At 60.7% G+C, this 21,662-nt stretch carries 34 protein-coding genes; 32 read left to right on the top strand and 2 right to left on the bottom strand.

The features are described 5' to 3' along the window. The first annotated feature begins 7 nt into the window (after positions 1 to 7). Positions 8 to 394, top strand: a complete 387-nt coding sequence (locus tag LUA85_RS12250; protein WP_231470219.1) for a protocatechuate 4,5-dioxygenase subunit alpha — start codon at positions 8 to 10, stop codon at positions 392 to 394. Continuing rightward, complete coding sequence (locus LUA85_RS12245; protein ID WP_231470217.1) at positions 394 to 1,236, top strand: class III extradiol dioxygenase family protein; 843 nt, start codon at positions 394 to 396, stop codon at positions 1,234 to 1,236. Before LUA85_RS12250 ends, LUA85_RS12245 begins: the two co-directional genes overlap by 1 nt. A 45-nt stretch (positions 1,237 to 1,281) precedes the next feature. Here LUA85_RS12245 and LUA85_RS12240 read toward each other — a convergent pair whose 3' ends face one another. Further along, positions 1,282 to 1,908 (bottom strand): response regulator transcription factor, encoded by a 627-nt coding sequence (locus LUA85_RS12240; protein WP_231470209.1) that lies wholly within the window; start codon positions 1,906 to 1,908, stop codon positions 1,282 to 1,284. Then, a complete protein-coding gene (locus LUA85_RS12235; RefSeq protein WP_231470207.1) occupies positions 1,905 to 3,581 on the bottom strand; it encodes a sensor histidine kinase in 1,677 nt (558 codons plus the stop codon). The genes LUA85_RS12240 and LUA85_RS12235 overlap by 4 nt, the downstream gene beginning before the upstream one ends. Positions 3,582 to 3,777: 196 nt before the next feature. Between LUA85_RS12235 and LUA85_RS12230 the strand changes: the two genes are divergently transcribed. The 30 genes from LUA85_RS12230 to rplO all read left to right on the top strand — a co-directional run bounded on the left by LUA85_RS12230 (position 3,778) and on the right by rplO (position 21,549). Then, positions 3,778 to 4,350 carry a helix-turn-helix transcriptional regulator gene (locus LUA85_RS12230; RefSeq protein ID WP_231470205.1) on the top strand — a complete coding sequence of 191 codons (573 nt, stop codon included), beginning with the start codon at positions 3,778 to 3,780 and terminating at the stop codon, positions 4,348 to 4,350. A 99-nt stretch (positions 4,351 to 4,449) separates the two neighbouring features. Beyond that, the gene (locus tag LUA85_RS12225; protein WP_231470202.1) at positions 4,450 to 4,827 is read left to right on the top strand and encodes a hypothetical protein; all 378 of its coding nucleotides are present in this window, start codon (positions 4,450 to 4,452) and stop codon (positions 4,825 to 4,827) included. A 46-nt stretch (positions 4,828 to 4,873) separates the two neighbouring features. Continuing rightward, on the top strand, positions 4,874 to 5,332 hold the full coding sequence (locus LUA85_RS12220; protein ID WP_231470200.1) for a hypothetical protein: 459 nt from the start codon (positions 4,874 to 4,876) through the stop codon (positions 5,330 to 5,332). Between the two features lie 109 nt (positions 5,333 to 5,441). Beyond that, entirely contained in the window at positions 5,442 to 5,948 is a 507-nt protein-coding gene (locus tag LUA85_RS12215; RefSeq protein ID WP_231470198.1) for a winged helix DNA-binding protein, read from the top strand. Positions 5,949 to 6,499: 551 nt separating this feature from the next. After that, complete coding sequence (gene rpsL / locus LUA85_RS12210; RefSeq protein WP_054107594.1) at positions 6,500 to 6,871, top strand: 30S ribosomal protein S12; 372 nt, start codon at positions 6,500 to 6,502, stop codon at positions 6,869 to 6,871. Positions 6,872 to 6,972: 101 nt separating this feature from the next. After that, on the top strand, positions 6,973 to 7,443 hold the full coding sequence (gene rpsG / locus LUA85_RS12205) for a 30S ribosomal protein S7 (RefSeq protein ID WP_231470196.1): 471 nt from the start codon (positions 6,973 to 6,975) through the stop codon (positions 7,441 to 7,443). A gap of 115 nt (positions 7,444 to 7,558) precedes the next feature. Then, positions 7,559 to 9,631, top strand: coding sequence for an elongation factor G (gene fusA / locus LUA85_RS12200; RefSeq protein ID WP_231470178.1), 2,073 nt, complete (start codon positions 7,559 to 7,561; stop codon positions 9,629 to 9,631). 92 nt (positions 9,632 to 9,723) lie between these two features. Next, positions 9,724 to 10,914, top strand: coding sequence for an elongation factor Tu (gene tuf / locus LUA85_RS12195; protein ID WP_231470169.1), 1,191 nt, complete (start codon positions 9,724 to 9,726; stop codon positions 10,912 to 10,914). Between the two features lie 182 nt (positions 10,915 to 11,096). Beyond that, positions 11,097 to 11,408, top strand: coding sequence for a 30S ribosomal protein S10 (rpsJ, locus tag LUA85_RS12190; protein WP_039334374.1), 312 nt, complete (start codon positions 11,097 to 11,099; stop codon positions 11,406 to 11,408). Between the two features lie 312 nt (positions 11,409 to 11,720). Then, positions 11,721 to 12,479 (top strand): 50S ribosomal protein L3, encoded by a 759-nt coding sequence (gene rplC / locus LUA85_RS12185; RefSeq protein WP_231470168.1) that lies wholly within the window; start codon positions 11,721 to 11,723, stop codon positions 12,477 to 12,479. 3 nt (positions 12,480 to 12,482) lie between these two features. Beyond that, a complete protein-coding gene (rplD, locus tag LUA85_RS12180) occupies positions 12,483 to 13,106 on the top strand; it encodes a 50S ribosomal protein L4 (RefSeq protein ID WP_231470166.1) in 624 nt (207 codons plus the stop codon). After that, a complete protein-coding gene (locus LUA85_RS12175) occupies positions 13,099 to 13,404 on the top strand; it encodes a 50S ribosomal protein L23 (protein ID WP_054107588.1) in 306 nt (101 codons plus the stop codon). Before rplD ends, LUA85_RS12175 begins: the two co-directional genes overlap by 8 nt. Before the next feature lie 10 nt (positions 13,405 to 13,414). Next, a complete protein-coding gene (gene rplB / locus LUA85_RS12170) occupies positions 13,415 to 14,251 on the top strand; it encodes a 50S ribosomal protein L2 (RefSeq protein WP_231470164.1) in 837 nt (278 codons plus the stop codon). A gap of 6 nt (positions 14,252 to 14,257) precedes the next feature. Beyond that, positions 14,258 to 14,536: a 30S ribosomal protein S19 gene (rpsS, locus tag LUA85_RS12165; protein ID WP_231470161.1), complete on the top strand. Its 279-nt coding sequence runs from the start codon at positions 14,258 to 14,260 to the stop codon at positions 14,534 to 14,536. Further along, positions 14,536 to 14,922: a 50S ribosomal protein L22 gene (gene rplV / locus LUA85_RS12160; RefSeq protein ID WP_231470159.1), complete on the top strand. Its 387-nt coding sequence runs from the start codon at positions 14,536 to 14,538 to the stop codon at positions 14,920 to 14,922. Before rpsS ends, rplV begins: the two co-directional genes overlap by 1 nt. Positions 14,923 to 14,924: 2 nt before the next feature. Further along, a complete protein-coding gene (rpsC, locus tag LUA85_RS12155) occupies positions 14,925 to 15,620 on the top strand; it encodes a 30S ribosomal protein S3 (RefSeq protein WP_231470143.1) in 696 nt (231 codons plus the stop codon). 22 nt (positions 15,621 to 15,642) lie between these two features. Beyond that, a complete protein-coding gene (rplP, locus tag LUA85_RS12150) occupies positions 15,643 to 16,077 on the top strand; it encodes a 50S ribosomal protein L16 (protein WP_231470141.1) in 435 nt (144 codons plus the stop codon). A gap of 12 nt (positions 16,078 to 16,089) precedes the next feature. Next, entirely contained in the window at positions 16,090 to 16,293 is a 204-nt protein-coding gene (gene rpmC / locus LUA85_RS12145) for a 50S ribosomal protein L29 (RefSeq protein ID WP_183611280.1), read from the top strand. A gap of 10 nt (positions 16,294 to 16,303) precedes the next feature. Then, positions 16,304 to 16,573: a 30S ribosomal protein S17 gene (gene rpsQ, locus LUA85_RS12140; protein WP_231470133.1), complete on the top strand. Its 270-nt coding sequence runs from the start codon at positions 16,304 to 16,306 to the stop codon at positions 16,571 to 16,573. A 103-nt stretch (positions 16,574 to 16,676) separates the two neighbouring features. Then, the gene (gene rplN / locus LUA85_RS12135; protein ID WP_231470124.1) at positions 16,677 to 17,045 is read left to right on the top strand and encodes a 50S ribosomal protein L14; all 369 of its coding nucleotides are present in this window, start codon (positions 16,677 to 16,679) and stop codon (positions 17,043 to 17,045) included. Further along, positions 17,045 to 17,362, top strand: a complete 318-nt coding sequence (gene rplX / locus LUA85_RS12130) for a 50S ribosomal protein L24 (protein WP_231470122.1) — start codon at positions 17,045 to 17,047, stop codon at positions 17,360 to 17,362. The genes rplN and rplX overlap by 1 nt, the downstream gene beginning before the upstream one ends. After that, on the top strand, positions 17,355 to 17,936 hold the full coding sequence (rplE, locus tag LUA85_RS12125) for a 50S ribosomal protein L5 (protein WP_231470120.1): 582 nt from the start codon (positions 17,355 to 17,357) through the stop codon (positions 17,934 to 17,936). The genes rplX and rplE overlap by 8 nt, the downstream gene beginning before the upstream one ends. 29 nt (positions 17,937 to 17,965) lie before the next feature. Then, a complete protein-coding gene (rpsN, locus tag LUA85_RS12120) occupies positions 17,966 to 18,271 on the top strand; it encodes a 30S ribosomal protein S14 (protein WP_231470118.1) in 306 nt (101 codons plus the stop codon). 9 nt (positions 18,272 to 18,280) lie between these two features. Continuing rightward, positions 18,281 to 18,676, top strand: a complete 396-nt coding sequence (gene rpsH, locus LUA85_RS12115; protein ID WP_231470106.1) for a 30S ribosomal protein S8 — start codon at positions 18,281 to 18,283, stop codon at positions 18,674 to 18,676. After that, positions 18,676 to 19,209, top strand: a complete 534-nt coding sequence (rplF, locus tag LUA85_RS12110; protein WP_231470104.1) for a 50S ribosomal protein L6 — start codon at positions 18,676 to 18,678, stop codon at positions 19,207 to 19,209. The genes rpsH and rplF overlap by 1 nt, the downstream gene beginning before the upstream one ends. After that, on the top strand, positions 19,209 to 19,559 hold the full coding sequence (gene rplR, locus LUA85_RS12105; RefSeq protein WP_231470095.1) for a 50S ribosomal protein L18: 351 nt from the start codon (positions 19,209 to 19,211) through the stop codon (positions 19,557 to 19,559). Before rplF ends, rplR begins: the two co-directional genes overlap by 1 nt. Before the next feature lie 2 nt (positions 19,560 to 19,561). After that, the gene (rpsE, locus tag LUA85_RS12100; RefSeq protein WP_231471859.1) at positions 19,562 to 20,293 is read left to right on the top strand and encodes a 30S ribosomal protein S5; all 732 of its coding nucleotides are present in this window, start codon (positions 19,562 to 19,564) and stop codon (positions 20,291 to 20,293) included. A 6-nt stretch (positions 20,294 to 20,299) separates the two neighbouring features. Continuing rightward, on the top strand, positions 20,300 to 20,476 hold the full coding sequence (gene rpmD / locus LUA85_RS12095) for a 50S ribosomal protein L30 (protein ID WP_231470093.1): 177 nt from the start codon (positions 20,300 to 20,302) through the stop codon (positions 20,474 to 20,476). A gap of 165 nt (positions 20,477 to 20,641) precedes the next feature. Further along, entirely contained in the window at positions 20,642 to 20,947 is a 306-nt protein-coding gene (locus LUA85_RS12090; protein WP_231470091.1) for a hypothetical protein, read from the top strand. Between the two features lie 83 nt (positions 20,948 to 21,030). Next, on the top strand, positions 21,031 to 21,549 hold the full coding sequence (gene rplO, locus LUA85_RS12085; RefSeq protein ID WP_231470089.1) for a 50S ribosomal protein L15: 519 nt from the start codon (positions 21,031 to 21,033) through the stop codon (positions 21,547 to 21,549). The last annotated feature ends 113 nt before the right edge of the window (positions 21,550 to 21,662 follow it).

The following is a 21,662-nucleotide window of genomic DNA, read 5'->3' as shown; positions in this document are numbered from 1 at the left end:
TATGGAGATGACATCTGATTCGGTACTAGCGGAAAAGGCGATCCGCCGGGCCATTCCGCTGTTCGACGGCGATCTTGCCACGCGCGGATTTCAACTCAACGCGATGTGCTTTTCCTTCAACGAAAAGGCAAATCGCGACGCTTTCGTTGCAGATGAAGGCGCTTATTGTGCGAAGTACGCGCTGACTCCCGAACAGCGCAAGGCCGTTGCGGACCGCGATGTGCTCGCCATGCTCGATGCGGGTGGTAACGTCTATTACCTCGCCAAGCTGGCGGGAATCTTCGGTCTTGGCGTACAGGATCTGGGGGCGTTGCAGACTGGCATGTCCGTCGATGAATTCAAGGCCATGCTCGTCGCCTGGGCGGACAATATCCCCCACCGGGAGAACGCATGATGGCCAGTGTGATCGGCGGCTATTTCACCAGCCATGTCCCCGGTATCGGCGGCGCCATCGTGCGCGGCGATCAGGAATTGCCTTACTGGAAGCCGTTTTTCGATGGCTTTCCCCCGATCCGTGAATGGCTGGCACAGGCAAAACCCGATGTCGCGGTTGTCTTCTCGAACGATCACGGGCTGAACTTCTTCCTCGACAAGATGCCCACTTTTGCGGTCGGCGCGGCACCGGCTTACGACAATGCCGATGAAGGCTGGGGCCTACCGGTCTACAAGAGCTTCGCCGGACATCCTGAATTGTCATGGCACGTGATCGACAGCCTGGTGCGCGATGAGTTTGACATCACCACGTGCCAGAAGATGCTGGTCGATCACGCCGTGTCGATCCCGTTCGAACTGGCATATCCTGGCGCGGAAAGCTGGCCGATCAAGCTGATCCCTATCGCGATCAACACCGTGCAATATCCCTTGCCCAGTCCGAAGCGGTGCCTTGCGCTGGGCCGGGCCGTCAATCGTGCGCTGCGATCATGGGGCGGGGGCGAACGCATTCTTGTGTGCGGCACCGGCGGTCTCTCGCACCAGCTCGACGGCCCGCGGGCCGGCTTCATGAACCCCGATTACGATATGTTCTGCCTCGACAACCTTGCCGCCAACCCTGACGCGCTGACCGGCCACACTGCCGAGGAAGTTGCCGAACTCGCCGGTACGCAAGGTGTCGAAATTCTCAACTGGATCGCCGCGCGCGGCGCCATGGGCGATGGTGCGTTCAACGAAGTCAGCCGCAACTACCACATCCCGATCAGCAACACCGCAGCGGCGAGCATGCTGCTGGAGCCAGCTTGATACGCCAGGGGACGGGGCGGCAAGCCTTCCTCCCTTCGGCGCACCTCACCCATCCTGCTCATTCACCGCCAGCAGTGCCAGCTCCGTGCGGTTGTCGATGCCCAGCTTCTGGTACATCGTATGCAGGTAGACCTTGACCGTGCCTTCGCCGATGCCGAGTTCGGCGCCGATATCGCGGTTGCGCATGCCGCGCGCAACAAGCGCGGCGATCGTGCGTTCGCGCGGATTCAGCTTGGCCAGCGGGCCTTGCGATTCCGGCTTGAGCGAAAGGTCGAGGGCACGTTGCAGGAAGTTTGGCGCTATTGCCTTTTCGCCCGCATGGACTTTCTCCAGAACGTCTACCAGCCCGTCCTCGGCGCCGTCCTTCGACACGATTCCATTTACCCCTGCGCGCATCACCGCCATCAACTGGCGGTCGTTGATTTCGGCGGTAAGCAGCACCACGGGGCGCTTGTCGCCGCGTTCGCGCAAGGCTTCCAGGGCCTGTACGCCATTCATGCCCGGCATGTTGATATCCAGCAGCACAATTGCCGGATCGTGAGTCTTGATCGCATCCAGCGTCTCCTCGCCACTGGCCGTGGCCGCGACGATCGAGAAGCGCGTCCCACGCAGTACAGCTTCCACGCCTGCGCGGATGAAGCCATGATCGTCGGCAACTAGGACTGGAATCATGCGGGTTCTCCGGTACGAATGGCAATGTTGAGACGCGCGCCGGCGGGCGAGCTGTCAAGTTCGAATTGTCCGCCCGGCGCTTCCACCCGCTCGCTTATCGAACGGGGGCGGATTGCAGCAGGGCCGCCGGGAAAGCCGATGCCGTCGTCCGAAACAGTCAGCCTGAGAACGCCGTCTTCTTCGGATATCTCTACGCAAACCTTGCCACATTTGCCGTGGCGCACCGCATTGGCGATCGCCTCGCGCACAAGTTGCCGAATTTCATGTGACAGCTGAACCGAAACCGGCAGTGGCTGGTCGGGCAGGACCAGTTCGGTACTGATGTGCCAGTGCGTTCCGGCTTCAGCCAGCAGAGCGCGCAGTTCGTCGGCAATTTCGATACTGCGGTTGCCCTCTTCACCACGCCGCAACCGTTCGATGAGGATGCGCAAGTGAGTCTGTTCGCGGCGGAGCGCCTGCTTGATTGAATCGATTTCACCTTCGGGGTCGTGCCCCTCGCGGATCCACCGACGCAGCGCTTCCAGCCGGAACAAGGTGCCTGCCAGGAACTGGGCAACGCTGTCGTGAAGGTCGCGCGCAACAGCATGGCGGACCCCTGTTTCTGCGGCATTGCGCGCAAGGCTGGCCATTTCCTCGCGGTCGAGCGAATGGCCGATCTGGTTGGCAAGGGTGCGCAGGATCGCCAGATCATCGGCGCTCAGTGAATCACAATCCCACGCAATCAGTTGGCCCGTGCCTGTAACACTCTGCAATGGGACAAGGATGCCCTCGTTTACGCTGTATCGCGCAGCAAGGCCCGATTGGACCGGAGCGTTCCATGCCTCGAAACCAGGATTCTCGAATGACAGCAGCCGCGATTTGGCCACGTTGAACAGCGCGGTGGAGCGCGGGGCGTGGAGTTCATCGCCGAATTCGGCGGGTCCTGTTCGTTCGAGAGTGATGCCGCCGGGCGTAAGGCGGCGAATTTCCACCCAAGGTTCCTCGCTGGGCGCAAACGCCAGTGCCACTTGCCGCGCGCCCAATATCGATGCCGCGTGTATCACGATTGAATCGAGCAACTGGTCGCGCCGCTCGCCGGGCAGACCTGGCGGTTCGTCGAACGTCACCGTGTGGCCGCCTCCGCGCGAAAGACTTAACCAGATCAGGATGCCCGAAAGCATGACCATGTAAGCGGTGCGGCGGACGAACCGCATCAGGTCGATGTCCAGGCCGAGGTTATACATCGTCAGGGCAAAAGTCATGTTGACCGCCAGCAGCAGCACTGCGGTCACTACCGTGGCACGCCAGTTCCACCGCACCATCGCCGCCACCAGCAGGAATGCGGCAAACGCCAGGAACGGGCTTTGGAATTCGGTGAAGGGGCTTTCGGTGAAATACACCGCTGCGACGAACACGCCGATGTCGATCGCTTGCGCCAGCGGTGCCAGCCTGAAATCGTACCACCAGCTGCGCCACGCAATCACCATGAGCAAGGCGGTCCACAGCAGGTATACGCTGACCAGCACATATCCGCCCGATGCGCCGCGCATCAGCACACGCGGGTCCAGCCACAGTGCGAGCAGAAATGACAGCGCGAGAATCGCTCGCCCGGTCGATATAATCCTGCCCGTCCGTCTGGTCAGTGCGTTGCCGTACAATCCCCGCTCCATGATTCGCGAAGATTCACCGTGCACGACTCGGCTATGGGCGAATAGCGTGACTTTGGTTATAACGATGGCATATCATTAGTTTTTCATTAAACGTACGGGCGGGCTAGAGACTTCGAATTTAACGAAAGTCTGATTGGAAAATATGTTATTTTAATGCAAAACCGAAGGCGCGGTCGCTACCTTCTTCCTGGGGTGGGGGCTACGCCGGGGTGCGCGCGCAATGATGATAGGTGGCGATCTGGTCGAAAACCCGTTGCTTGAATTGACTGGCAAGCAGCGCGAGGTTCTTGACCTGCTCATACAGCACAAGACTTCGAAGGAAATCTCGCGCCTCCTGGGCATTTCCCCGCATACCGTCGATCAGCGCGTCATGCTGGCCCGTGCGAAACTTGGCGTGGCCTCGCGGAATGAGGTTGCTCAAGCCTATCGTCGCCTGATCGAGACATACGAACAACCCGTATATGAACTTTCCCATATAGGATTTCCGCCACTTCCGGCCGAAGTCTCGGAACGGGAAGACGTGGATGTCGGCCCGTCCGAAACCCGGACCATGCCTCTGGCGCAGCCTGCGTCCGGGATCGAAGGCAGGGATCAGGTTCACATGATGGAGGGGGCCAACCCCGCCATCCCGGACGGGATTGTCTATCACCAGGTCCTCCCGGAGATGTTCGACGGGCCTCACGGCACCATGATGCGGCTGGGATATATTGCTGCAATCACGGTGATCCTGATCCTGATCGTGCTGGGAGGATTGAGCATGTTTGCGCAATTGTCTTCGATGCTCGATCGCTGATTGGCCACACGGTCCGAAGCACGTCTCCTTCCGTCAACACGGGCGATCGGCGCGGGGGCGCTGCCGCCCAATGTATAAGGGGCCTGCGATAATACGCAGGTGGGAGCTACGATGCACAACACCAATCACAATTCCGTCGCCATTCACGGCATGCGCATCACGCGCGATCTTCACGAAGCCGAAGCCGCGATCGACGAAGCGCTGATCCGGCAGGCAAACCTTCTCGCCACCATGGTTCGTGCCCGCCGGGATTCACTGGTCGGGGCCTTCACCGGCCAGGAAGCGCTGCTGCGGCTTGCGGCCAGTCAAAAGGCCATGCTCGAAGCGAGCAACGAAATTGCCCGCGTCCATGGCAAGCTGCTTGAAGTCGGTCGCGAAGTGGGCAGCGGCATGGTCGACGATTGCCCGCCCAAGGGTTCGCTTGCCAGGGATCCGCTTGCCAACGATACCGCTATCACCATGGTCCGCGCAGCCTGATTGCCGAACGCCATATCCATACCGTTCCTGAGACTGACAGCGGGAAATGATGCTGATCTGGACGTTCCGTCTCGCGATTGCGGCAGTCGTATTCTTTGCCTTCCGCAAGGGTGGCGAACCTGAGCGACTCGTCGCGGCCGTGCTGGTTGCTACCACCGTGCTTGACCTTGGCAATCACGCGATGTTCGGGGAGCCTGCATTCTTTGCGGTGAACCCCGGACACCTGGTGATCGATGTCTGGGCTACGACAGCCCTGATGTGGGTCGCGTTGCGGGCAAACCGCGGCTGGCCGATGTGGGTCACTGCGGCGCAGATCATTGTGGTGCTTGGGCACATGTCCAAGATCATCGAACTTTCCCTCGTTCGCTATGGCTACTTTGCGATGACCCAGATGCCATTGAACATCCAGGCTATCGCCCTGCTGCTTGGAACCGCCGCGCACGTGCGGCGCGAAGAGCGCGTTGGCCGCTACCATGCGTGGCGGACTGATCGCAGCTGGGCCTGATCGGCCTGCCTGCGGGACCGGCACCTTGGGGAAGGGACCGGTCCGATGCCAAGCGAAACAATTTCAGTCTCCGGGGCCGAGCAAACCAACTCCTGGGGGAGCAATCCACATGACTGTCCGTTCCATGCGCGCGGCCACCACGCAACGTGTCCATTCCGATAGCCAGAGCCGGCGTCTTTCGCATGCCGACATCGAAGCCGTGATCGACAACGCCGATCCGGCAGTGAGTGCGCGTCACCTGGCCATTGCGCGCGAAGTGTACGCAGAGCGCCGCCGCCGCCACAAATTCCTGCCCGCCGATCTGTTCGGCGAGCCGACCTGGGACATCCTTCTCGATCTCTACATCGCCGCGCGTGAAAACCGGCGTGTGCCCACCACCAGTTCGTGCATCGGTGCTCATGTCCCGCCGACCACGGCTTTGCGCTGGCTGCGCATCCTCGAAACGCGCGGGCTGGTTGAACGCGAAGACGATGGCCGCGATGGCCGCCGCACGTTCGTCCGCCTTACTTCGCATGGGTTGAAAGCGATGGATGGAAGTCTGGCAAGTCTGGGCAAGAACCTGTCACGTGCCATCCATGCATCCGATACCGCTGACGAGGCCGCGCTGACCGATTGACAGTTCCCCGGAAGGCCGGACGGAATTCGCACCCCCTCCGTCCGGCCGACCGGGTTTCGGCAGTATTAGACAGCCTCCGGCTGGACTCTGCGTGTGGCGCCTGATTTCTCGGAACCCGATTCCAGATGTCGGCATGCAATCACTGTCCAGCGCTGGGACGTATCATGCTCGCGCGTAGATGTTTGCGTATATCGTAATGCCCCGGTCGGATGATCCGCTCGATACCATCGTCTCGCATATCGTCGCTCGTGTCGACTGAGCCAAGCCGCCAATCACCTTGACCATCCATCCGAATCCAACTAAGGGCGCATCCTTCCGCGACTGGTCAGCCATGTCGTGGTCCAGAGCTGAACATTGCCGGTGCGTCGTGGCGGGGTCTCCCGTTTGCTGCCATCCGTCAAAGTAACCCGGCCCCTAGCGTCCGGGTGGAGCGTTTCGGTTCGTTGATGTGACGGGCGGCAAGGCAGGTGCCTTGCAACCCGCGCGCATTCGCGAATTCCGCGATTTCTTCACCTTGCCGATTGGGTCACAACCAAGGTGAAGAGTACTTCATGCCTACTATCAATCAGCTGGTCCGCAAGGGCCGCGAACCGCAGAAGGCCAAGTCGAAGGTCCCTGCGATGGAGCAGAACCCGCAGAAGCGCGGCGTTTGCACCCGCGTTTACACGACGACCCCGAAGAAGCCGAACTCGGCTCTCCGCAAGGTTGCCAAGATCCGCCTGACCAACCAGCGCGAAGTCATCTCGTACATCCCCGGTGAAGGCCACAACCTTCAGGAGCACTCGGTCGTGCTCATCCGTGGCGGCCGTGTCCGCGATCTTCCCGGCGTTCGCTACCACGTCCTGCGCGGCGTGCTCGATACGCAGGGCGTCAAGGATCGCAAGAAGTCGCGCTCGAAGTACGGCGCCAAGCGTCCGAAGTGATGTCTTTGGCGGGGCAGGGCGCCTTCTGGCTGCTCGCTCGCTGAAACGTCTCGCAGGTTAAAGGGTCGGCCCAGGGTCGATCCGATCGGAAGGAATTCAAGATGTCACGTCGTCGTCGTCCGGAAAAGCGGGTCATCCTGCCCGATCCGAAGTTCGGTGATCAGGTTCTGTCGAAGTTCATGAACAACCTCATGCTCGATGGTAAGAAGTCGGTCGCAGAAAGCATCGTTTACGGTGCGATGGACACCATGCTGGCCCGCGCCAAGGCGGATCCGATCCAGCTGTTCCATGATGCGCTGAACAATGTGAAGCCGCAGATCGAAGTGCGTTCGCGCCGCGTCGGTGGTGCTACGTATCAGGTGCCGGTCGAAGTTCGCCCGGAACGCGCCCAGGCGCTCGCCATCCGCTGGCTGATCACGGCTGCGCGCAACCGTTCGGAAACGACGATGGCTGCGCGCCTGTCGGCTGAACTGCTCGATGCCGCCAACAACCGTGGCAACGCGGTCAAGAAGCGTGAAGACACCCACCGCATGGCCGACGCCAACCGCGCGTTCAGCCATTACCGTTGGTAACCTATTGACCGCTCGCCCTGAGCTTGTCGAAGGGTGGTTAGTCTTTAAACGGTCACACTTGTAACCATATGGGCGGAGCCTTTCCCGGCTCCCCCATACTCCCAAGGATAATCTCATGGCCCGCAGCCATCCGCTCGAGAGCTATCGCAACTTCGGCATCATGGCGCACATCGACGCCGGCAAGACGACGACGACCGAGCGCATCCTTTACTACACCGGCAAGTCCTACAAGATCGGCGAAGTCCATGACGGCGCCGCAACGATGGACTGGATGGAACAGGAGCAGGAACGCGGCATCACGATCACGTCGGCCGCGACGACCTGCATCTGGAACGATCACCGCCTGAACATCATCGACACCCCCGGCCACGTCGACTTCACCATCGAAGTCGAACGCTCGCTGCGCGTGCTCGACGGTGCCGTTGCCGCGTTTGACGGCGTTGCCGGCGTCGAGCCGCAGTCGGAAACCGTGTGGCGCCAGGCGGACAAGTACAAAGTTCCGCGCATGTGCTTCATCAACAAGCTCGATCGCACCGGCGCCAACTTCTACTATTGCGTCCAGACGATCATCGATCGCCTGGGTGCGAAGCCTGCGGTGCTGTATCTGCCGATCGGTGCGGAAGCGGACTTCAAGGGCCTGGTCGATCTCGTCGAAAACCGCGCGATCATCTGGAAGGACGAAGCGCTCGGCGCCGAATTCTTCTATGAAGAAATCCCGGCTGACCTGGCCGACAAGGCTGCGGACTACCGCAACCAGTTGATCGAACTTGCCGTCGAGCAGGACGATGACGCGATGGAAGCGTACCTCGAAGGCAATGAGCCTGACGTGGCAACGCTGAAGGCGCTGATCCGCAAGGGTACGCTCGGCCAGGCTTTCGTGCCGGTGCTGTGCGGCTCGGCGTTCAAGAACAAGGGCGTTCAGCCCCTGCTCGACGCCGTGGTCGATTACCTGCCTTCGCCGCTCGACATCGAAGACGTGCAGGGCGTGAACCCCGACACCGACGAGCCGGACAGCCGTCCGACTGCCGACGATGCTCCGTTCTCGGCGCTGGCGTTCAAGATCATGAACGATCCTTTCGTGGGTTCGCTCACCTTCACCCGCATCTATTCGGGTACGCTCAACAAGGGCAGCTACCTGAACTCGGTGAAGGGCAAGAAGGAAAAGGTTGGCCGCATGCTGCTGATGCATGCCAACAGCCGCGAAGACATCGATGAAGCCTATGCAGGCGACATCGTGGCGCTGGCCGGCCTCAAGGAAACGACGACGGGTGACACGCTGTGCTCCGAACGTCAGCCGATCATCCTTGAACGCATGGAATTCCCTGAGCCGGTCATCGAACTGTCGGTGGAACCCAAGACCAAGGCCGACCAGGAAAAGATGGGCGTTGCCCTGCATCGCCTGTCTGCCGAAGATCCTTCGTTCCGCGTTGCCACCGATCACGAATCGGGCCAGACGATCATCAAGGGGATGGGCGAACTCCACCTCGAAATCATCGTCGATCGCATGCGTCGCGAGTTCAAGGTCGAAGCCAACGTCGGTGCGCCGCAGGTGGCCTACCGCGAATACCTCGGCAAGGCTGTGGACGTGGATTATACCCACAAGAAGCAGTCGGGCGGTACGGGCCAGTTCGGTCGCGTGAAGGTTCGTGTCACGCCGGGCGAGCGCGGTTCGGGCATCATCTTCACCGATGAGATCAAGGGCGGTAACATTCCGAAGGAATATATCCCCGCGATCGAAAAGGGCTTCCGCGAAACGGCAGCTACGGGTTCGCTCGTCGGCTTCCCGATCATCGACTTCGAAATCAACCTCTACGACGGCGCCTACCATGACGTCGACTCGTCGGCGCTGGCGTTCGAAATCGCGGGCCGTGGCTGTATGCGTGAAGTCGCGCAGAAGGCAGGCATCAAGCTGCTCGAACCGATCATGAAGGTGGAGGTGATCACGCCTGAGGAATACCTTGGTGACGTGATCGGCGACATCAACTCGCGTCGCGGCCAGATCCAGGGCACCGACAGCCGGGGCAATGCCCAGGCCGTTACCGCCATGGTCCCATTGGCCAACATGTTCGGCTACGTGAACCAGCTCCGCTCGTTCACCCAGGGCCGCGCAAACTACTCCATGTTCTTCGACCACTACGACGAGGTTCCGGCCAACGTCGCGGCCGAAGTCAAGGCGAAGCTTGCATAAGACCACGGATAGCTTTAGGGGCGGCGCTCGATTCAGCGGGTGCCGTCCATTTCCCGCAGTATCTGCACACATACGAAAAGAAGGTTTGAACAATGGCCAAGGCTAAGTTTGAGCGGACCAAGCCGCACTGCAACATCGGCACCATCGGTCACGTTGACCACGGCAAGACCACGCTGACCGCCGCAATCACCAAGGTTCTCGCCGAGACCGGTGGCGCGACGTTCACGGACTACGCGAACATCGACAAGGCTCCCGAAGAGCGCGAGCGCGGCATCACCATCTCGACCGCACACGTCGAGTATGAAACCGCCAACCGTCACTACGCGCACGTCGACTGCCCAGGCCACGCTGACTATGTGAAGAACATGATCACCGGCGCTGCCCAGATGGACGGCGGCATCCTGGTCGTGAACGCTGCTGACGGCCCGATGCCGCAGACCCGCGAACACATCCTGCTCGCCCGCCAGGTCGGCGTGCCTGCTCTGGTCGTGTACATGAACAAGGTCGACCAGGTTGACGACGAGGAAATCCTCGAACTCGTCGAACTGGAAGTTCGCGAACTGCTGTCGTCGTACGGCTTCCCTGGCGACGATATTCCGATCATCAAGGGTTCGGCTCTCGCCGCTCTCGAAGGTCGCGATGACAACATCGGCAAGAACTCGATCAACGAGCTGATGGCCGCTGTCGACAGCTACATCCCGCAGCCCCCGCGTCCGACCGACAAGCCTTTCCTGATGCCAGTGGAAGACGTGTTCTCGATCTCTGGTCGTGGTACGGTTGTGACCGGCCGCGTCGAGACCGGTATCGTCAAGGTTGGCGAAGAAGTCGAAATCGTTGGTCTGAAGGACACCCAGAAGACCGTCGTGACCGGCGTTGAAATGTTCCGCAAGCTGCTCGATCAGGGTGAAGCTGGCGACAACATCGGCGCGCTGGTTCGTGGCATCAAGCGTGAAGACGTCGAGCGCGGCCAGGTGCTGTGCAAGCCCGGTTCGGTTACGCCGCACACCGAGTTCTCGGCTGAAGTCTACGTGCTGTCGAAGGATGAAGGTGGCCGTCACACGCCGTTCTTCGCCAACTACCGCCCGCAGTTCTACTTCCGCACCACGGACGTGACCGGCGAAGTGGTCCTGCCTGAAGGCACCGAGATGGTGATGCCTGGCGACAACGTTTCGATCGGCGTCAAGCTGATCGCTCCGATCGCGATGGATCCGGGTCTGCGCTTCGCAATTCGCGAAGGTGGCCGGACTGTCGGTTCTGGGGTTGTCAGCACCATCACGAAGTAATATAGGCCGCGCTCCGGCGGGGAGATTCGCTCTTCCCGCCGGACGGTTTTTTGCTTCTGATCGCTATTTGGCAGAGATGCCATTGGTTGGTTGGCCCGCTCTCCCCGAGCTTCAGATGGGGCAGGGGTAGAGGGCAGGTCGACTGGCTTTTTTGTTTTGCTCTTTCGCATCGGTAAACGGACATGGACGCCCAGAATATCCGCATTCGCCTCAAGGCCTTTGATCATCGTGTGCTCGACCAGGCCACTGGAGAAATTGCTGATACCGCACGCCGCACCGGCGCGCTGATCCGGGGTCCCATTCCGCTTCCGACGCGCATCGAGAAGTTCACGGTCAACCGTGGCCCGCATATCGATAAGAAGTCGCGCGAGCAGTTCGAAGTCCGCACCTACAAGCGCCTTCTCGACATCGTGCAGCCCAACGCTGCCACTGTCGACGCGCTGATGAAGCTGGACCTCGCTGCCGGCGTCAATGTCGAGATCAAGCTCGCTTAAGCGGGTTTGTTGACGGCCCTGCCAAGGCAGATGCCCGCTCCGGTCGGATCGTCCGCAACGATCCAGAGTTTCTGGCCGGTTCAGTCCGGCCCAGACCTTCATCTTGATGAAGGGCCAGAGTTTCCGGGGTAACAAAAGCCTCGTTGACAATGGGATACCTCCGGCGCCGCCTTTTTGGCACAGCCGGGCAAGCGTCCCCCGATTGTTTCTGTTTCAGCAGGGACACTCAGCCCGGTCGGGGGCGCGCTTCACATACGGGCTGAACACGCATGTCGGAATGGGTCCGGCATGCCTCTGTGAGGAGTATGGATCATGCGCACCGGCGTGATCGCGAAGAAGGTCGGGATGACCCGGCTTTTTCAGGATGATGGACGGCATGTGCCGGTCACGGTCCTTTCGCTAGAAAATTGCCAGGTGGTTTCGGTTCGCACCCCAGAGACCGACGGTTACGTCGCTCTCCAGCTCGGTGCAGGCCTTGCCAAGCAAAAGAATGTTGCCAAGCCGCAGCGTGAGCACTTCGCCAAGGCTGAAGTGCCGCTGAAGATGGAAGTCGCCGAATTTCGCGTAGCAGACGATGCCACGCTCGATGTCGGTTCGACCATTGCCGCTTCGCACTTCGTTCCCGGCCAGATGGTCGACGTTTCGGGCAACACGCAGGGCAAGGGCTTTGCGGGCGGCATGAAGCGTTGGGGTTTCGGCGGCATGCGTGCAACGCACGGCGTGTCGATCTCGCACCGTGCACTGGGTTCGACTGGCCAACGCCAGGATCCGGGCCGCGTCTTCAAGAACAAGAAGATGGCAGGGCACATGGGCGACAAGCAGCGCACCCAGCAGAACCTCGAAGTCGTCCGCGTTGACGATGAGCGTGGCCTGATTTTCGTCAAGGGTTCTGTCCCTGGCTCGAAGAACGGCTGGCTGCTCGTCCGCGATGCCGTCAAGGTCTCGCGCCACGCTGATGCACCTTATCCCGCCGGTCTCAAGCAGGCCGCCAACAGCAACGATTCGGCTGCTGCCGACACACCCGCCGATACCGGCGCGGCTGTCGACACCGCCGAAGGCCAGGAGGGCTAAGTCGTGAAGGTTCAGGTCCTCAATCTGGACGGTAGCGCCGGCAAGGGCGAAGTGGAACTTGCAGATGACGTGTTCGGCCTTGAGCCGCGCGCCGACATTCTGCACCGCGTCGTCACCTGGCAGCTTGAAAACCGTCGCGGCATTGCCCGCAAGGCGCGTGAGCGTTCGGACGTTGCTCGTACCGGCAAGAAGTTCGGTCGCCAGAAGGGCGGCGGTACGGCTCGTCACGGTGATCGCAAGGCTCCGATCTTCATCGGCGGCGGCAAGGCCCATGGTCCCCGCGTCCGTGAATTCGACGTCTCGCTCAACAAGAAGGTCCGTGCGCTCGGTCTGAAGATGGCTCTGTCATCGAAGGCCAAGGCCGGTCTGGTGATCGTCGACAGCCTCGACATCGATGCAAAGACCAAGGTTCTTGTCGATCAGCTCGCCAAGGCGAACTGGGGCAAGAAGGTCCTCGTGATCGATGGTGAAGCGGTGAACGACAACTTCGCCAAGGCTGCGCGCAACATCTTCGGCGTCAACGTCCTGCCCGCAATCGGTGCAAACGTTTACGATATCCTGAAGCATGACACCCTGGTGCTGACGCGCTCGGCTGTCGAAAAGCTGGAGGCGCGCTTCAATGGCTAAGGAAGCGATCGACACCCGTCACTACGACGTGATTGTGGCCCCCCACATCACCGAGAAGGCGACGCTGCTCAGCGAGCACAACGCCGTGGTCTTCAAGGTTGCCGACAAGGCGACCAAGCCGGAGATCAAGGCAGCGGTCGAAGCGCTGTTCGACGTCAAGGTCACGAAAGTGAACACCTTGAACCAGGACGGCAAGACCAAGCGCTGGAAGGGCAAGCCCTACAAGCGTTCTGATTTCAAGAAGGCTGTCGTGACTCTGGCCCCAGGCCAGTCGATCGACGTCACCAGCGGTATTTGAGGCGCGCACCATGGCACTCAAGAACTATAACCCGACCAGCCCCGCACGCCGCGGCCTTATCCTCGTCGACAAGTCGTCGCTGTGGAAGGGCAAGCCGCTCAAGGCGCTGACCCAGGGCAAGAGCAAGACCGGCGGCCGCAACAACAAGGGTCATGTGACCTCGCGCGGCATCGCCGGTGGCCACAAGCAGACCTACCGCTTCATCGACTTCAAGCGTCGCAAGTGGGACATGCCGGCTACCGTCGAGCGTCTGGAATATGACCCCAACCGCACGGCGTTCATCGCCCTCATCAAGTATGAGGATGGCGAACAGACCTACATCATCGCACCGCAGCGTCTTGCGGTTGGTGATACGGTCGTCGCTGGCGAAAAGACCGACGTGAAGCCTGGCAACGCCATGCTTCTGTCGCAGATGCCGGTCGGCACCATCATCCACAACGTGGAGATGAAGCCGGGCAAGGGTGCGCAGATCGCGCGTTCGGCAGGCACTTATGTCCAGCTCGTCGGTCGTGACCGCGGCATGGTCATCGTTCGCCTGAACTCAGGCGAGCAGCGCTACCTGCGTGGCGATTGCATGGGCACGGTTGGTGCAGTGTCGAACCCCGACAATGCCAACCAGAACCTTGCAAAGGCTGGTCGCAACCGCTGGAAGGGCATCCGCCCGCTGACCCGCGGTGTCGCCAAGAACCCGGTCGATCACCCGCATGGTGGTGGCGAAGGCCGCACTTCGGGTGGCCGTCATCCGGTCACGCCTTGGGGCAAGCCGACCAAGGGCGCCCGTACCCGTCACAACAAGTCGACGGACAAGATGATCATCCGTTCGCGTCACGCGAAGAAGAAGAGGTAACACCCCATGGCACGTTCCGTCTGGAAGGGACCCTTCGTCGATCTGCACCTCCTGAAGAAAGCCGAAGTGGCTCAGGATGCAGGTTCGCGTGCGGGTCCGATCAAGACATGGTCGCGTCGTTCGACCATTCTGCCGCAGTTCGTTGGACTGACGTTCAACGTCTACAACGGTCACAAGTTCATTCCCGTTGCCGTCTCGGAAGAGATGGTAGGCCACAAGCTTGGTGAATTTGCGCCCACGCGCACCTTCCCTGGCCACGCCGCTGACAAGAAGGGCAAGCGCTGATGAGCAAGCCTGCAGCTCCACGCCGCGTTGGTGACAACGAAGCGCTGGCCGTCGGTACCACGATCCGTGGTTCGGCCCAGAAGCTCAACCTCGTTGCCGCGCTGATCCGTGGCAAGACCGCCGAAGAGGCCATGAACATCCTGTCCTTCTCCACGAAGGGCATGGCTGTTGATGCGCGCAAGGTTCTCGCTTCGGCGATTGCCAACGCGGAAAACAACCACAACCTCGACGTTGACGCGCTGTTCGTGGCGGAAGCCTCGGTTGGCAAGTCGGTGACCATGAAGCGTTTCCACACCCGTGGTCGCGGTAAGTCGACGCGCATCCTGAAGCCGTTCTCGCGCCTTCGGATCGTCGTGCGCGAAGCAACCGAAGAAGCGGAGGCCTGATCATGGGTCATAAATCCAACCCCATCGGTCTGCGCCTGCAGATCAACCGCACCTGGGACAGCCGCTGGTACGCCGAAGGGCGTAATTACGCGCAGATGCTCAAGGAAGATCTGGCGATCCGCAAGTTCATCGTCGAGACCCTGCCGCAGGCAGCGATTTCGAAGGTGGTGATCGAGCGTCCTGCCAAGCTGTGCCGCGTGTCGATCTATGCTGCCCGTCCGGGTGTCATCATCGGCAAGAAGGGTGCTGACATCGAGAAGCTTCGTTCGAAGCTTGCCGCGATGACCAGCAGCGACGTCAAGCTGAACATCGTTGAAATCCGCAAGCCGGAAATCGACAGCAAGCTTGTCGCCCAGGGCATTGCCGATCAGCTCGTCCGTCGCGTTGCGTTCCGTCGCGCGATGAAGCGCGCGGTGCAGTCTGCACTTCGTCTTGGCGCCGAAGGCATCAAGATCACGTGCGGTGGCCGTCTTGGCGGTGCTGAAATCGCCCGCGTCGAATGGTATCGCGAAGGCCGGGTTCCGCTGCACACGCTGCGCGCGAACATCGACTACGCTGAAGCTGAAGCCCACACCGCCTATGGCGTGATCGGCATCAAGACCTGGATCTTCAAGGGTGAGATTCTCGGTCACGATCCGATGGCGCAGGACCGACTGATGATGGAAGCCCAGACTTCCGGCGTCCGTCCGGCACGCTGAGCATCGAGGGTAGAGAAGCACCATGCTGCAACCTAAGAAGACCAAGTTCCGCAAGACCTTCAAGGGCCGTATCCACGGCCTGGCCAAGGGTGGTACGGACCTGAACTTCGGCTCCTACGGCCTCAAGGCCATGGAGCCTGAACGGGTTACCGCGCGTCAGATCGAAGCGGCCCGCCGCGCGATCACCCGCCACATTCGCCGTCAGGGCCGTCTGTGGATCCGCGTGTTTCCCGACGTGCCAGTGTCGAAGAAGCCTGCCGAAGTCCGCCAGGGCAAGGGCAAGGGTTCGATCGAATACTGGGCTGCCCGCGTGAAGCCGGGTCGCATCCTGTTCGAACTGGATGGCGTCCCCGGTCCACTCGCTGCGGAGGCTTTCAGCCGCGCTGCGATGAAGCTGCCGATCAAGACGAAGGTCGTCGCCCGCCTGGGTGATACTTCGCACCTTGGCGGCGAGTAAGGAGGAAAGACGATGGCCAAGTTCGAAGACCTTCGCGTCAAGAGCGACGACCAGCTTTCTGCTGATCTCGCCGAGTTGAAGCGCGAACAGTTCAACCTGCGTTTTCAGGGTGCGACCAACCAGCTTGAGCGTCCTGCGCGCATCAAGGAAGTTCGGCGCGACATCGCCCGCATCAAGACGCTGCAGACTGAGCGTTCTCAGTCGGCCCAGGCGTAAGGAAGCTAGTATGCCCAAACGTATTCTGGTCGGGACCGTAGTGTCCGACAAGACCGACAAGACCGTGGTCGTGAAGGTTGAGCGCAAGGTGAAGCACCCGTTGTACGGGAAGATCATCCGCCGCTCGAAGAAGTATCACGCCCACGACGAGGCGAATGTGTTCAAGATCGGTGAGACCGTGCGGATCGAAGAAACCGCGCCGATCTCGAAGCTGAAGACGTGGAAGGTTATCGACGTCGTTCAGGCCGGCAAGGGCACCGCGATCGAAGCGGACGTCTGACGAATTTCGGGTTGCAGTGCGGCGCAAGCCGTGCTTCGGCCCGGGCGACAGTTTTGGAACTGCCGGACTGGTTCCGGCAAGCCAGTGAGAAGGAACCGGATCAATGATCCAGATGCAATCCAATCTCGACGTCGCGGACAACAGCGGCGCAAAGCGCGTCCAGTGCATCAAGGTGCTGGGTGGCTCTAAGCGTCGGTTCGCGAGCGTTGGCGACATCATCGTGGTGTCGGTCAAGGAGGCGCAGCCGCGCGCCCGCGTCAAGAAGGGCGACGTTCACCGCGCCGTGATCGTGCGTACCGCCAAGGACGTGCGTCGCGCCGATGGCAGTGTCATCCGCTTTGACGGCAATGCTGCCGTGCTCGTCGGCAAGAACGAAGAGCCGATCGGCACGCGTATCTTCGGCCCAGTGGTTCGCGAACTGCGCGCCAAGGGCTTCATGAAGATCATCAGCCTTGCGCCGGAGGTGCTGTAATGGCCGCTGCAAAGATCAAGAAGGGCGATACCGTCGTCGTTCGTTCGGGCAAGGACAAGGGCCGTACCGGCACTGTGCTCCAGGTCCTTCCGAAGGATGAAAAGGTTGTCGTCGGCGGCATCAACATTGCTGCCCGTCACCGCAAGCCCAGCCAGCAGAACCCGCAGGGCGGCATCGACCGCTTTGAAGCTCCGCTGCACATCTCCAAGGTTTCGGTTGCAGACAAGGATGGCAAGCCCACCCGCGTCCGCTTTGAAACCAAGGACGGCAAGAAGGTCCGTGTGGCCGTGAAGTCCGGGGAGGCCATCGATGGCTGATAAGTATACGCCGCGTATGCGGTCGAAGTATGATGCCGAAATCGCAGCCGCGATGCAGGCCAAGTTCGGCTACAAGAACGCGATGGAAATCCCGCGCATCGAAAAGATCACGCTCAACATGGGCGTGGGCGAAGCGAGTCAGGACAAGAAGAAGGTCACGACCGCAGCTGCCGAAATGGAGCTGATCGCTGGCCAGAAGCCTGTCATCACCAAGGCGAAGAAGTCGATCGCGCAGTTCAAGCTGCGTGAAGGCATGCCGATCGGTTGCAAGGTTACTTTGCGCCGCGAACGCATGTACGAATTCCTCGACCGCCTGATCACCATCGCAATGCCCCGCATCCGCGACTTTCGTGGGTTGAACCCGAAGTCGTTCGATGGCCGTGGCAACTATGCGATGGGTCTGAAAGAGCAGATCATCTTCCCGGAGATCAGCTACGACCAGATCGAGAAGGTGCGTGGCATGGACATCATCGTCACCACCACCGCGAAGACCGACGACGAAGCGCGCGAGCTGCTCCGCCTGTTCGGTTTCCCGTTCCCGCAGGAAGCTGCTGAAGAGCAGCAGGCCGCGTGATCCTGATTTGAAGAAGAGAGCTTAAGTCCATGGCGAAACTGAGTTCCATCAACAAGAATGAGCGTCGCAAGAAGCTCGTCGTAAAGTATGCGGCGAAGTTTGCAGCGCTCAAGGCTGTCGCTGACGATGAGTCGCTCGACGAAACCGAGCGCCTGATTGCCCGCCTCAAGATGGCCGAGCTTCCCCGCAACGCAAACCCGACCCGGGTTCGCAACCGTTGCGCAACGACTGGTCGCCCGCGCGGCTATTATCGCAAGTTCGGCCTTTGCCGGATCGAGCTGCGGGACAAAGGCAACAAGGGCCTGATCCCCGGCCTGACCAAGTCGAGCTGGTAAGGACATCCGATGGCAATGACCGACCCCTTGGGTGATATGCTCACCCGCATCCGCAACGGCCAGCAGGCGAAGAAGGACTCCGTCCTTTCGCCCGCTTCGAAGTTGCGCGCGCACGTTCTCGAAGTCCTTCAGCGCGAAGGCTACATTCGCGGCTTTTCGGAGGACGTCACTGGCGCTCATCCGCAGCTTCGCATCGAGCTGAAGTATTTCGAAGGCCAGCCTGCGATCAAGCATGTTGCCCGTGTCTCCAAGCCTGGCCGCCGCGTCTATTCGGGTTCCAAGGAACTTCCGGTGATCCGTAACGGCCTTGGCATCACCATCGTCTCGACGCCGCGTGGCGTGCTTTCGGATGCCGAAGCACGTGCCGCCAACGTCGGTGGCGAAGTGCTCGCGGAGGTGTTCTGATGAGCCGCATCGGCAAAAAGCCGGTAGCGATCCCAAGTGGCGTGACCGCCACCATCGCAAACGGTGTGCTTTCCGTGAAGGGTCCCAAGGGCACCCTCACGCTCACGCTGCGCGAAGAGATCAGCTACACCGTCGAAGCAGACACGATCACCGTGAAGCCTGCGAACGACACCAAAGCGGCGCGTGCCTTCTGGGGCATGCAGCGCACTCTGGTCGACAATCTCGTCACCGGCGTAACGCAGGGCTACACCAAGGTGCTGGAAATCACCGGCGTTGGTTACCGTGCGAATTCGCAGGGCAAGAACCTGAAGCTGCAGCTTGGCTACAGCCACGATGTCGATTTCGCGGTGCCGGAAGGCATTGAGATCAAGACCCCTGACAACACCACGGTGGAAATATCGGGTATCGACAAGCAGAAGGTCGGCCAGGTTGCCGCCGAAATCCGCCGCTGGCGCAAGCCTGAGCCTTACAAGGGCAAGGGCATCAAGTACCGTGGCGAGTTTGTCTTCCGCAAGGAAGGGAAGAAGAAGTAATGGCAAAGCTGTCTCTCTTCGCACGCCGTCGGCTGCGTGTCCGCACTGCGCTCAAGGCGCGTTCGGGCGGTCGTCCGCGTCTCTCGATCCATCGTTCAGGCCGTCACATCTACGCACAGATCATCGACGATGCACAGGGCCGCACGGTCGCTGCGGCTTCGACGCTGGTCAAGGGCGAGAAGTCGATTGGCGCGAACATCGATGCTGCGGCAAAGGTTGGCGCCGAAATCGCCGAGAAGGCCAAGGCCGCCGGCGTTACCACCGTTGTGTTCGATCGCGGCGGTTTCCTCTTCCATGGCCGCGTCAAGGCGCTGGCTGATGCTGCCCGCGAAGGCGGCCTGGAGTTCTGATGATGGCTGACGAAACCAACCTGGAAGGCGAAGTCGCCGTTGTCGCGGAAGCGACCGGCGGTGAGCCGCAGCGTGAAGGTCGTGGCCGTGGTCGCGGCCGTGGCGGCAACGATCGCGGTGGCAACAACGATCGCGGCGGAAACCGTGGGCGTCGCGACGATCGTCGCGGTGGCCGTGGCGGCAACGACGATGACGGTGGTGAAGAGCTGATCGAAAAGCTCGTTCACATCAACCGCGTGTCGAAGACGGTCAAGGGCGGCAAGCGCTTCGGCTTTGCTGCGCTGGTCGTGGTCGGCGACGGCAAGGGCCGTGCAGGCTTCGGCAAGGGCAAGGCCCGCGAAGTGCCTGAAGCGATCACCAAGGCCACTGCCGCTGCAAAGCGCGCGATGGTCCGCGTGCCGCTGAAGGAAGGCCGCACCCTTCACCATGACGGCAAGGGCCGTTTCGGTGCAGGCAAGGTCAATGTGCGTACGGCTCCGGCCGGTACGGGCATCATCGCCGGTGGCCCGATGCGCGCAGTCTTCGAAAGCCTCGGCGTTGCCGACGTGGTGACCAAGTCGGTCGGCACTTCGAACCCCTACAACATGATCCGCGCAACCTTCGACGCGCTCGTCAACCAGACTTCGCCGAAGTCGGTTGCCCAGCGTCGTGGCAAGAAGGTTGCCGATCTGCTCGGTCGCGGCGGCGCCACTCCGGTGGAAGCCGAAGCCGCTGCCGATGCCATCGCGGAGTAATCGGTAATGGCTACGATCAAGATCAAGCAGATCGGTTCGCCGATCCGTCGCCCCGAACATCAGAAGAAGATTCTGATCGGTCTGGGCCTGGGCAAGATGCATCGCGTCGTCGAGTTGGAAGACACGGCTGAAGTGCGCGGCGCCATTGCCAAGCTTCCCCACATGGTTGCAGTGATCGACTGATCAGGTTGATTGCGTGGCATTAAAAAGGGGGTCTCGGTCACAATGACGGAGGCCCCCATTTTTTGTTTTGATATCTCGTCTGGGGGAATAAACTCAGCGAGCGTTGGGCGTCTTAAGATTCCTTGCTGGATTAGCTGCGGTTAATAGCCATTCGGAGGATGGTACGTGGGTGGTTTGATCGAACTCCTTGACAACATCGCTCGACTAATTGGCTGGCTTGCCATTATCGGATTAGTCTTCTGGGTGTTAGGCCAAATCGCGAAAGATAAGCGGACTGAACGTGAACGTCTCGCCGATCTGAAGGAGGAGCGAGAATTTGAGGAGGCTTTGCGTATGCATAGCCCTCTAAAGTATAATCGGTATCGTGAAGAGCGACAGTGGCGCGCAGTTAATGGCGAACGGCTTAAATGGTACGAAGCTGCCGAGAAAGTGGGAATCAAGCGATCAGATCTCGGACCTCCGCCAGCCTAATCAAAGGGGTGACAAGCGCTGCCCGATAGTCTAGGCGCGCATCTCCCAAATCAGCGCGACAAAAGCGAAAGCGAGTGCACGACATGAAACTTAACGAAATCTCCGACAACAAGGGTGCCCGCAAGGGGCGCATGCGCGTGGGCCGTGGCATCGGTTCGGGCAAGGGCAAGACCGCAGGTCGCGGCCAGAAGGGTGCCAAGGCGCGTTCGGGCGTATCGATCAACGGCTTCGAAGGCGGCCAGATGCCGCTCCACATGCGTATTCCGAAGCGCGGCTTCAACAACATCTTCGCCAAGGATTTTGCTGAGGTAAACCTCGGCATGATCCAGAAGATGATCGATGCCGGCAAGCTCGACATCTCGGCTCCGGTCGATCACGCTGCGCTCAAGGCAGCCGGTCTCGCCCGTGGCGGCAAGGACGGTGTACGCCTGCTTGGCAAGGGTGAATTCACCGCCAAGGTTGCGTTCAAGGTTGACGGCGTCAGCAAGGGCGCGCTCGAAGCGGTCCAGAAGACCGGCGGTTCGGTTGAGCTGCCCGAAGCCAAGCCGAGCGAGCACGAGAAGAAGACGGCTCGCCGCGAGGCCAACAAGCTGGCCAAGTGAAGCATTTCAATCCCCGCCCGCAACACGGGCGGGGATTTTGGCATTGCACGGGTTCGACTTTCGCGAACTCGCACTATATGGGCTAGCTCGATATGGTGGATGCGATCGGCATT

Origin of the sequence: Novosphingobium sp. CECT 9465 (genome assembly GCF_920987055.1) — a bacterium.
Classification (GTDB): domain Bacteria; phylum Pseudomonadota; class Alphaproteobacteria; order Sphingomonadales; family Sphingomonadaceae; genus Novosphingobium.
This window is presented reverse-complemented; position numbering and strand designations above follow the sequence as displayed.

Bases quoted from the DNA above. Each gene is read 5' to 3' on its own strand.
- rpmD (WP_231470093.1), top strand. From the start codon at position 20,300: ATGGCTACGATCAAGATCAAGCAGATCGGTTCGCCGATCCGTCGCCCC.
- rpsC (WP_231470143.1), top strand. From the start codon at position 14,925: ATGGGTCATAAATCCAACCCCATCGGTCTGCGCCTGCAGATCAACCGC.
- rplX (WP_231470122.1), top strand. From the start codon at position 17,045: ATGGCCGCTGCAAAGATCAAGAAGGGCGATACCGTCGTCGTTCGTTCG.
- rplF (WP_231470104.1), top strand. From the start codon at position 18,676: ATGAGCCGCATCGGCAAAAAGCCGGTAGCGATCCCAAGTGGCGTGACC.
- LUA85_RS12240 (WP_231470209.1), bottom strand. From the start codon at position 1,908: ATGATTCCAGTCCTAGTTGCCGACGATCATGGCTTCATCCGCGCAGGC.
- LUA85_RS12230 (WP_231470205.1), top strand. From the start codon at position 3,778: ATGATGATAGGTGGCGATCTGGTCGAAAACCCGTTGCTTGAATTGACT.
- rpsQ (WP_231470133.1), top strand. From the start codon at position 16,304: ATGCCCAAACGTATTCTGGTCGGGACCGTAGTGTCCGACAAGACCGAC.
- rplV (WP_231470159.1), top strand. From the start codon at position 14,536: ATGAGCAAGCCTGCAGCTCCACGCCGCGTTGGTGACAACGAAGCGCTG.
- rplR (WP_231470095.1), top strand. From the start codon at position 19,209: ATGGCAAAGCTGTCTCTCTTCGCACGCCGTCGGCTGCGTGTCCGCACT.
- rpsE (WP_231471859.1), top strand. From the start codon at position 19,562: ATGGCTGACGAAACCAACCTGGAAGGCGAAGTCGCCGTTGTCGCGGAA.
- LUA85_RS12220 (WP_231470200.1), top strand. From the start codon at position 4,874: ATGATGCTGATCTGGACGTTCCGTCTCGCGATTGCGGCAGTCGTATTC.
- rplC (WP_231470168.1), top strand. From the start codon at position 11,721: ATGCGCACCGGCGTGATCGCGAAGAAGGTCGGGATGACCCGGCTTTTT.
- rpsH (WP_231470106.1), top strand. From the start codon at position 18,281: ATGGCAATGACCGACCCCTTGGGTGATATGCTCACCCGCATCCGCAAC.
- rplN (WP_231470124.1), top strand. From the start codon at position 16,677: ATGATCCAGATGCAATCCAATCTCGACGTCGCGGACAACAGCGGCGCA.
- rpsN (WP_231470118.1), top strand. From the start codon at position 17,966: ATGGCGAAACTGAGTTCCATCAACAAGAATGAGCGTCGCAAGAAGCTC.
- rpsJ (WP_039334374.1), top strand. From the start codon at position 11,097: ATGGACGCCCAGAATATCCGCATTCGCCTCAAGGCCTTTGATCATCGT.
- tuf (WP_231470169.1), top strand. From the start codon at position 9,724: ATGGCCAAGGCTAAGTTTGAGCGGACCAAGCCGCACTGCAACATCGGC.
- LUA85_RS12245 (WP_231470217.1), top strand. From the start codon at position 394: ATGGCCAGTGTGATCGGCGGCTATTTCACCAGCCATGTCCCCGGTATC.
- rplO (WP_231470089.1), top strand. From the start codon at position 21,031: ATGAAACTTAACGAAATCTCCGACAACAAGGGTGCCCGCAAGGGGCGC.
- rpsS (WP_231470161.1), top strand. From the start codon at position 14,258: ATGGCACGTTCCGTCTGGAAGGGACCCTTCGTCGATCTGCACCTCCTG.
- rpsL (WP_054107594.1), top strand. From the start codon at position 6,500: ATGCCTACTATCAATCAGCTGGTCCGCAAGGGCCGCGAACCGCAGAAG.
- LUA85_RS12215 (WP_231470198.1), top strand. From the start codon at position 5,442: ATGACTGTCCGTTCCATGCGCGCGGCCACCACGCAACGTGTCCATTCC.
- fusA (WP_231470178.1), top strand. From the start codon at position 7,559: ATGGCCCGCAGCCATCCGCTCGAGAGCTATCGCAACTTCGGCATCATG.
- LUA85_RS12175 (WP_054107588.1), top strand. From the start codon at position 13,099: ATGGCTAAGGAAGCGATCGACACCCGTCACTACGACGTGATTGTGGCC.
- rplE (WP_231470120.1), top strand. From the start codon at position 17,355: ATGGCTGATAAGTATACGCCGCGTATGCGGTCGAAGTATGATGCCGAA.
- rplB (WP_231470164.1), top strand. From the start codon at position 13,415: ATGGCACTCAAGAACTATAACCCGACCAGCCCCGCACGCCGCGGCCTT.
- rpsG (WP_231470196.1), top strand. From the start codon at position 6,973: ATGTCACGTCGTCGTCGTCCGGAAAAGCGGGTCATCCTGCCCGATCCG.
- rplP (WP_231470141.1), top strand. From the start codon at position 15,643: ATGCTGCAACCTAAGAAGACCAAGTTCCGCAAGACCTTCAAGGGCCGT.
- LUA85_RS12250 (WP_231470219.1), top strand. From the start codon at position 8: ATGACATCTGATTCGGTACTAGCGGAAAAGGCGATCCGCCGGGCCATT.
- rpmC (WP_183611280.1), top strand. From the start codon at position 16,090: ATGGCCAAGTTCGAAGACCTTCGCGTCAAGAGCGACGACCAGCTTTCT.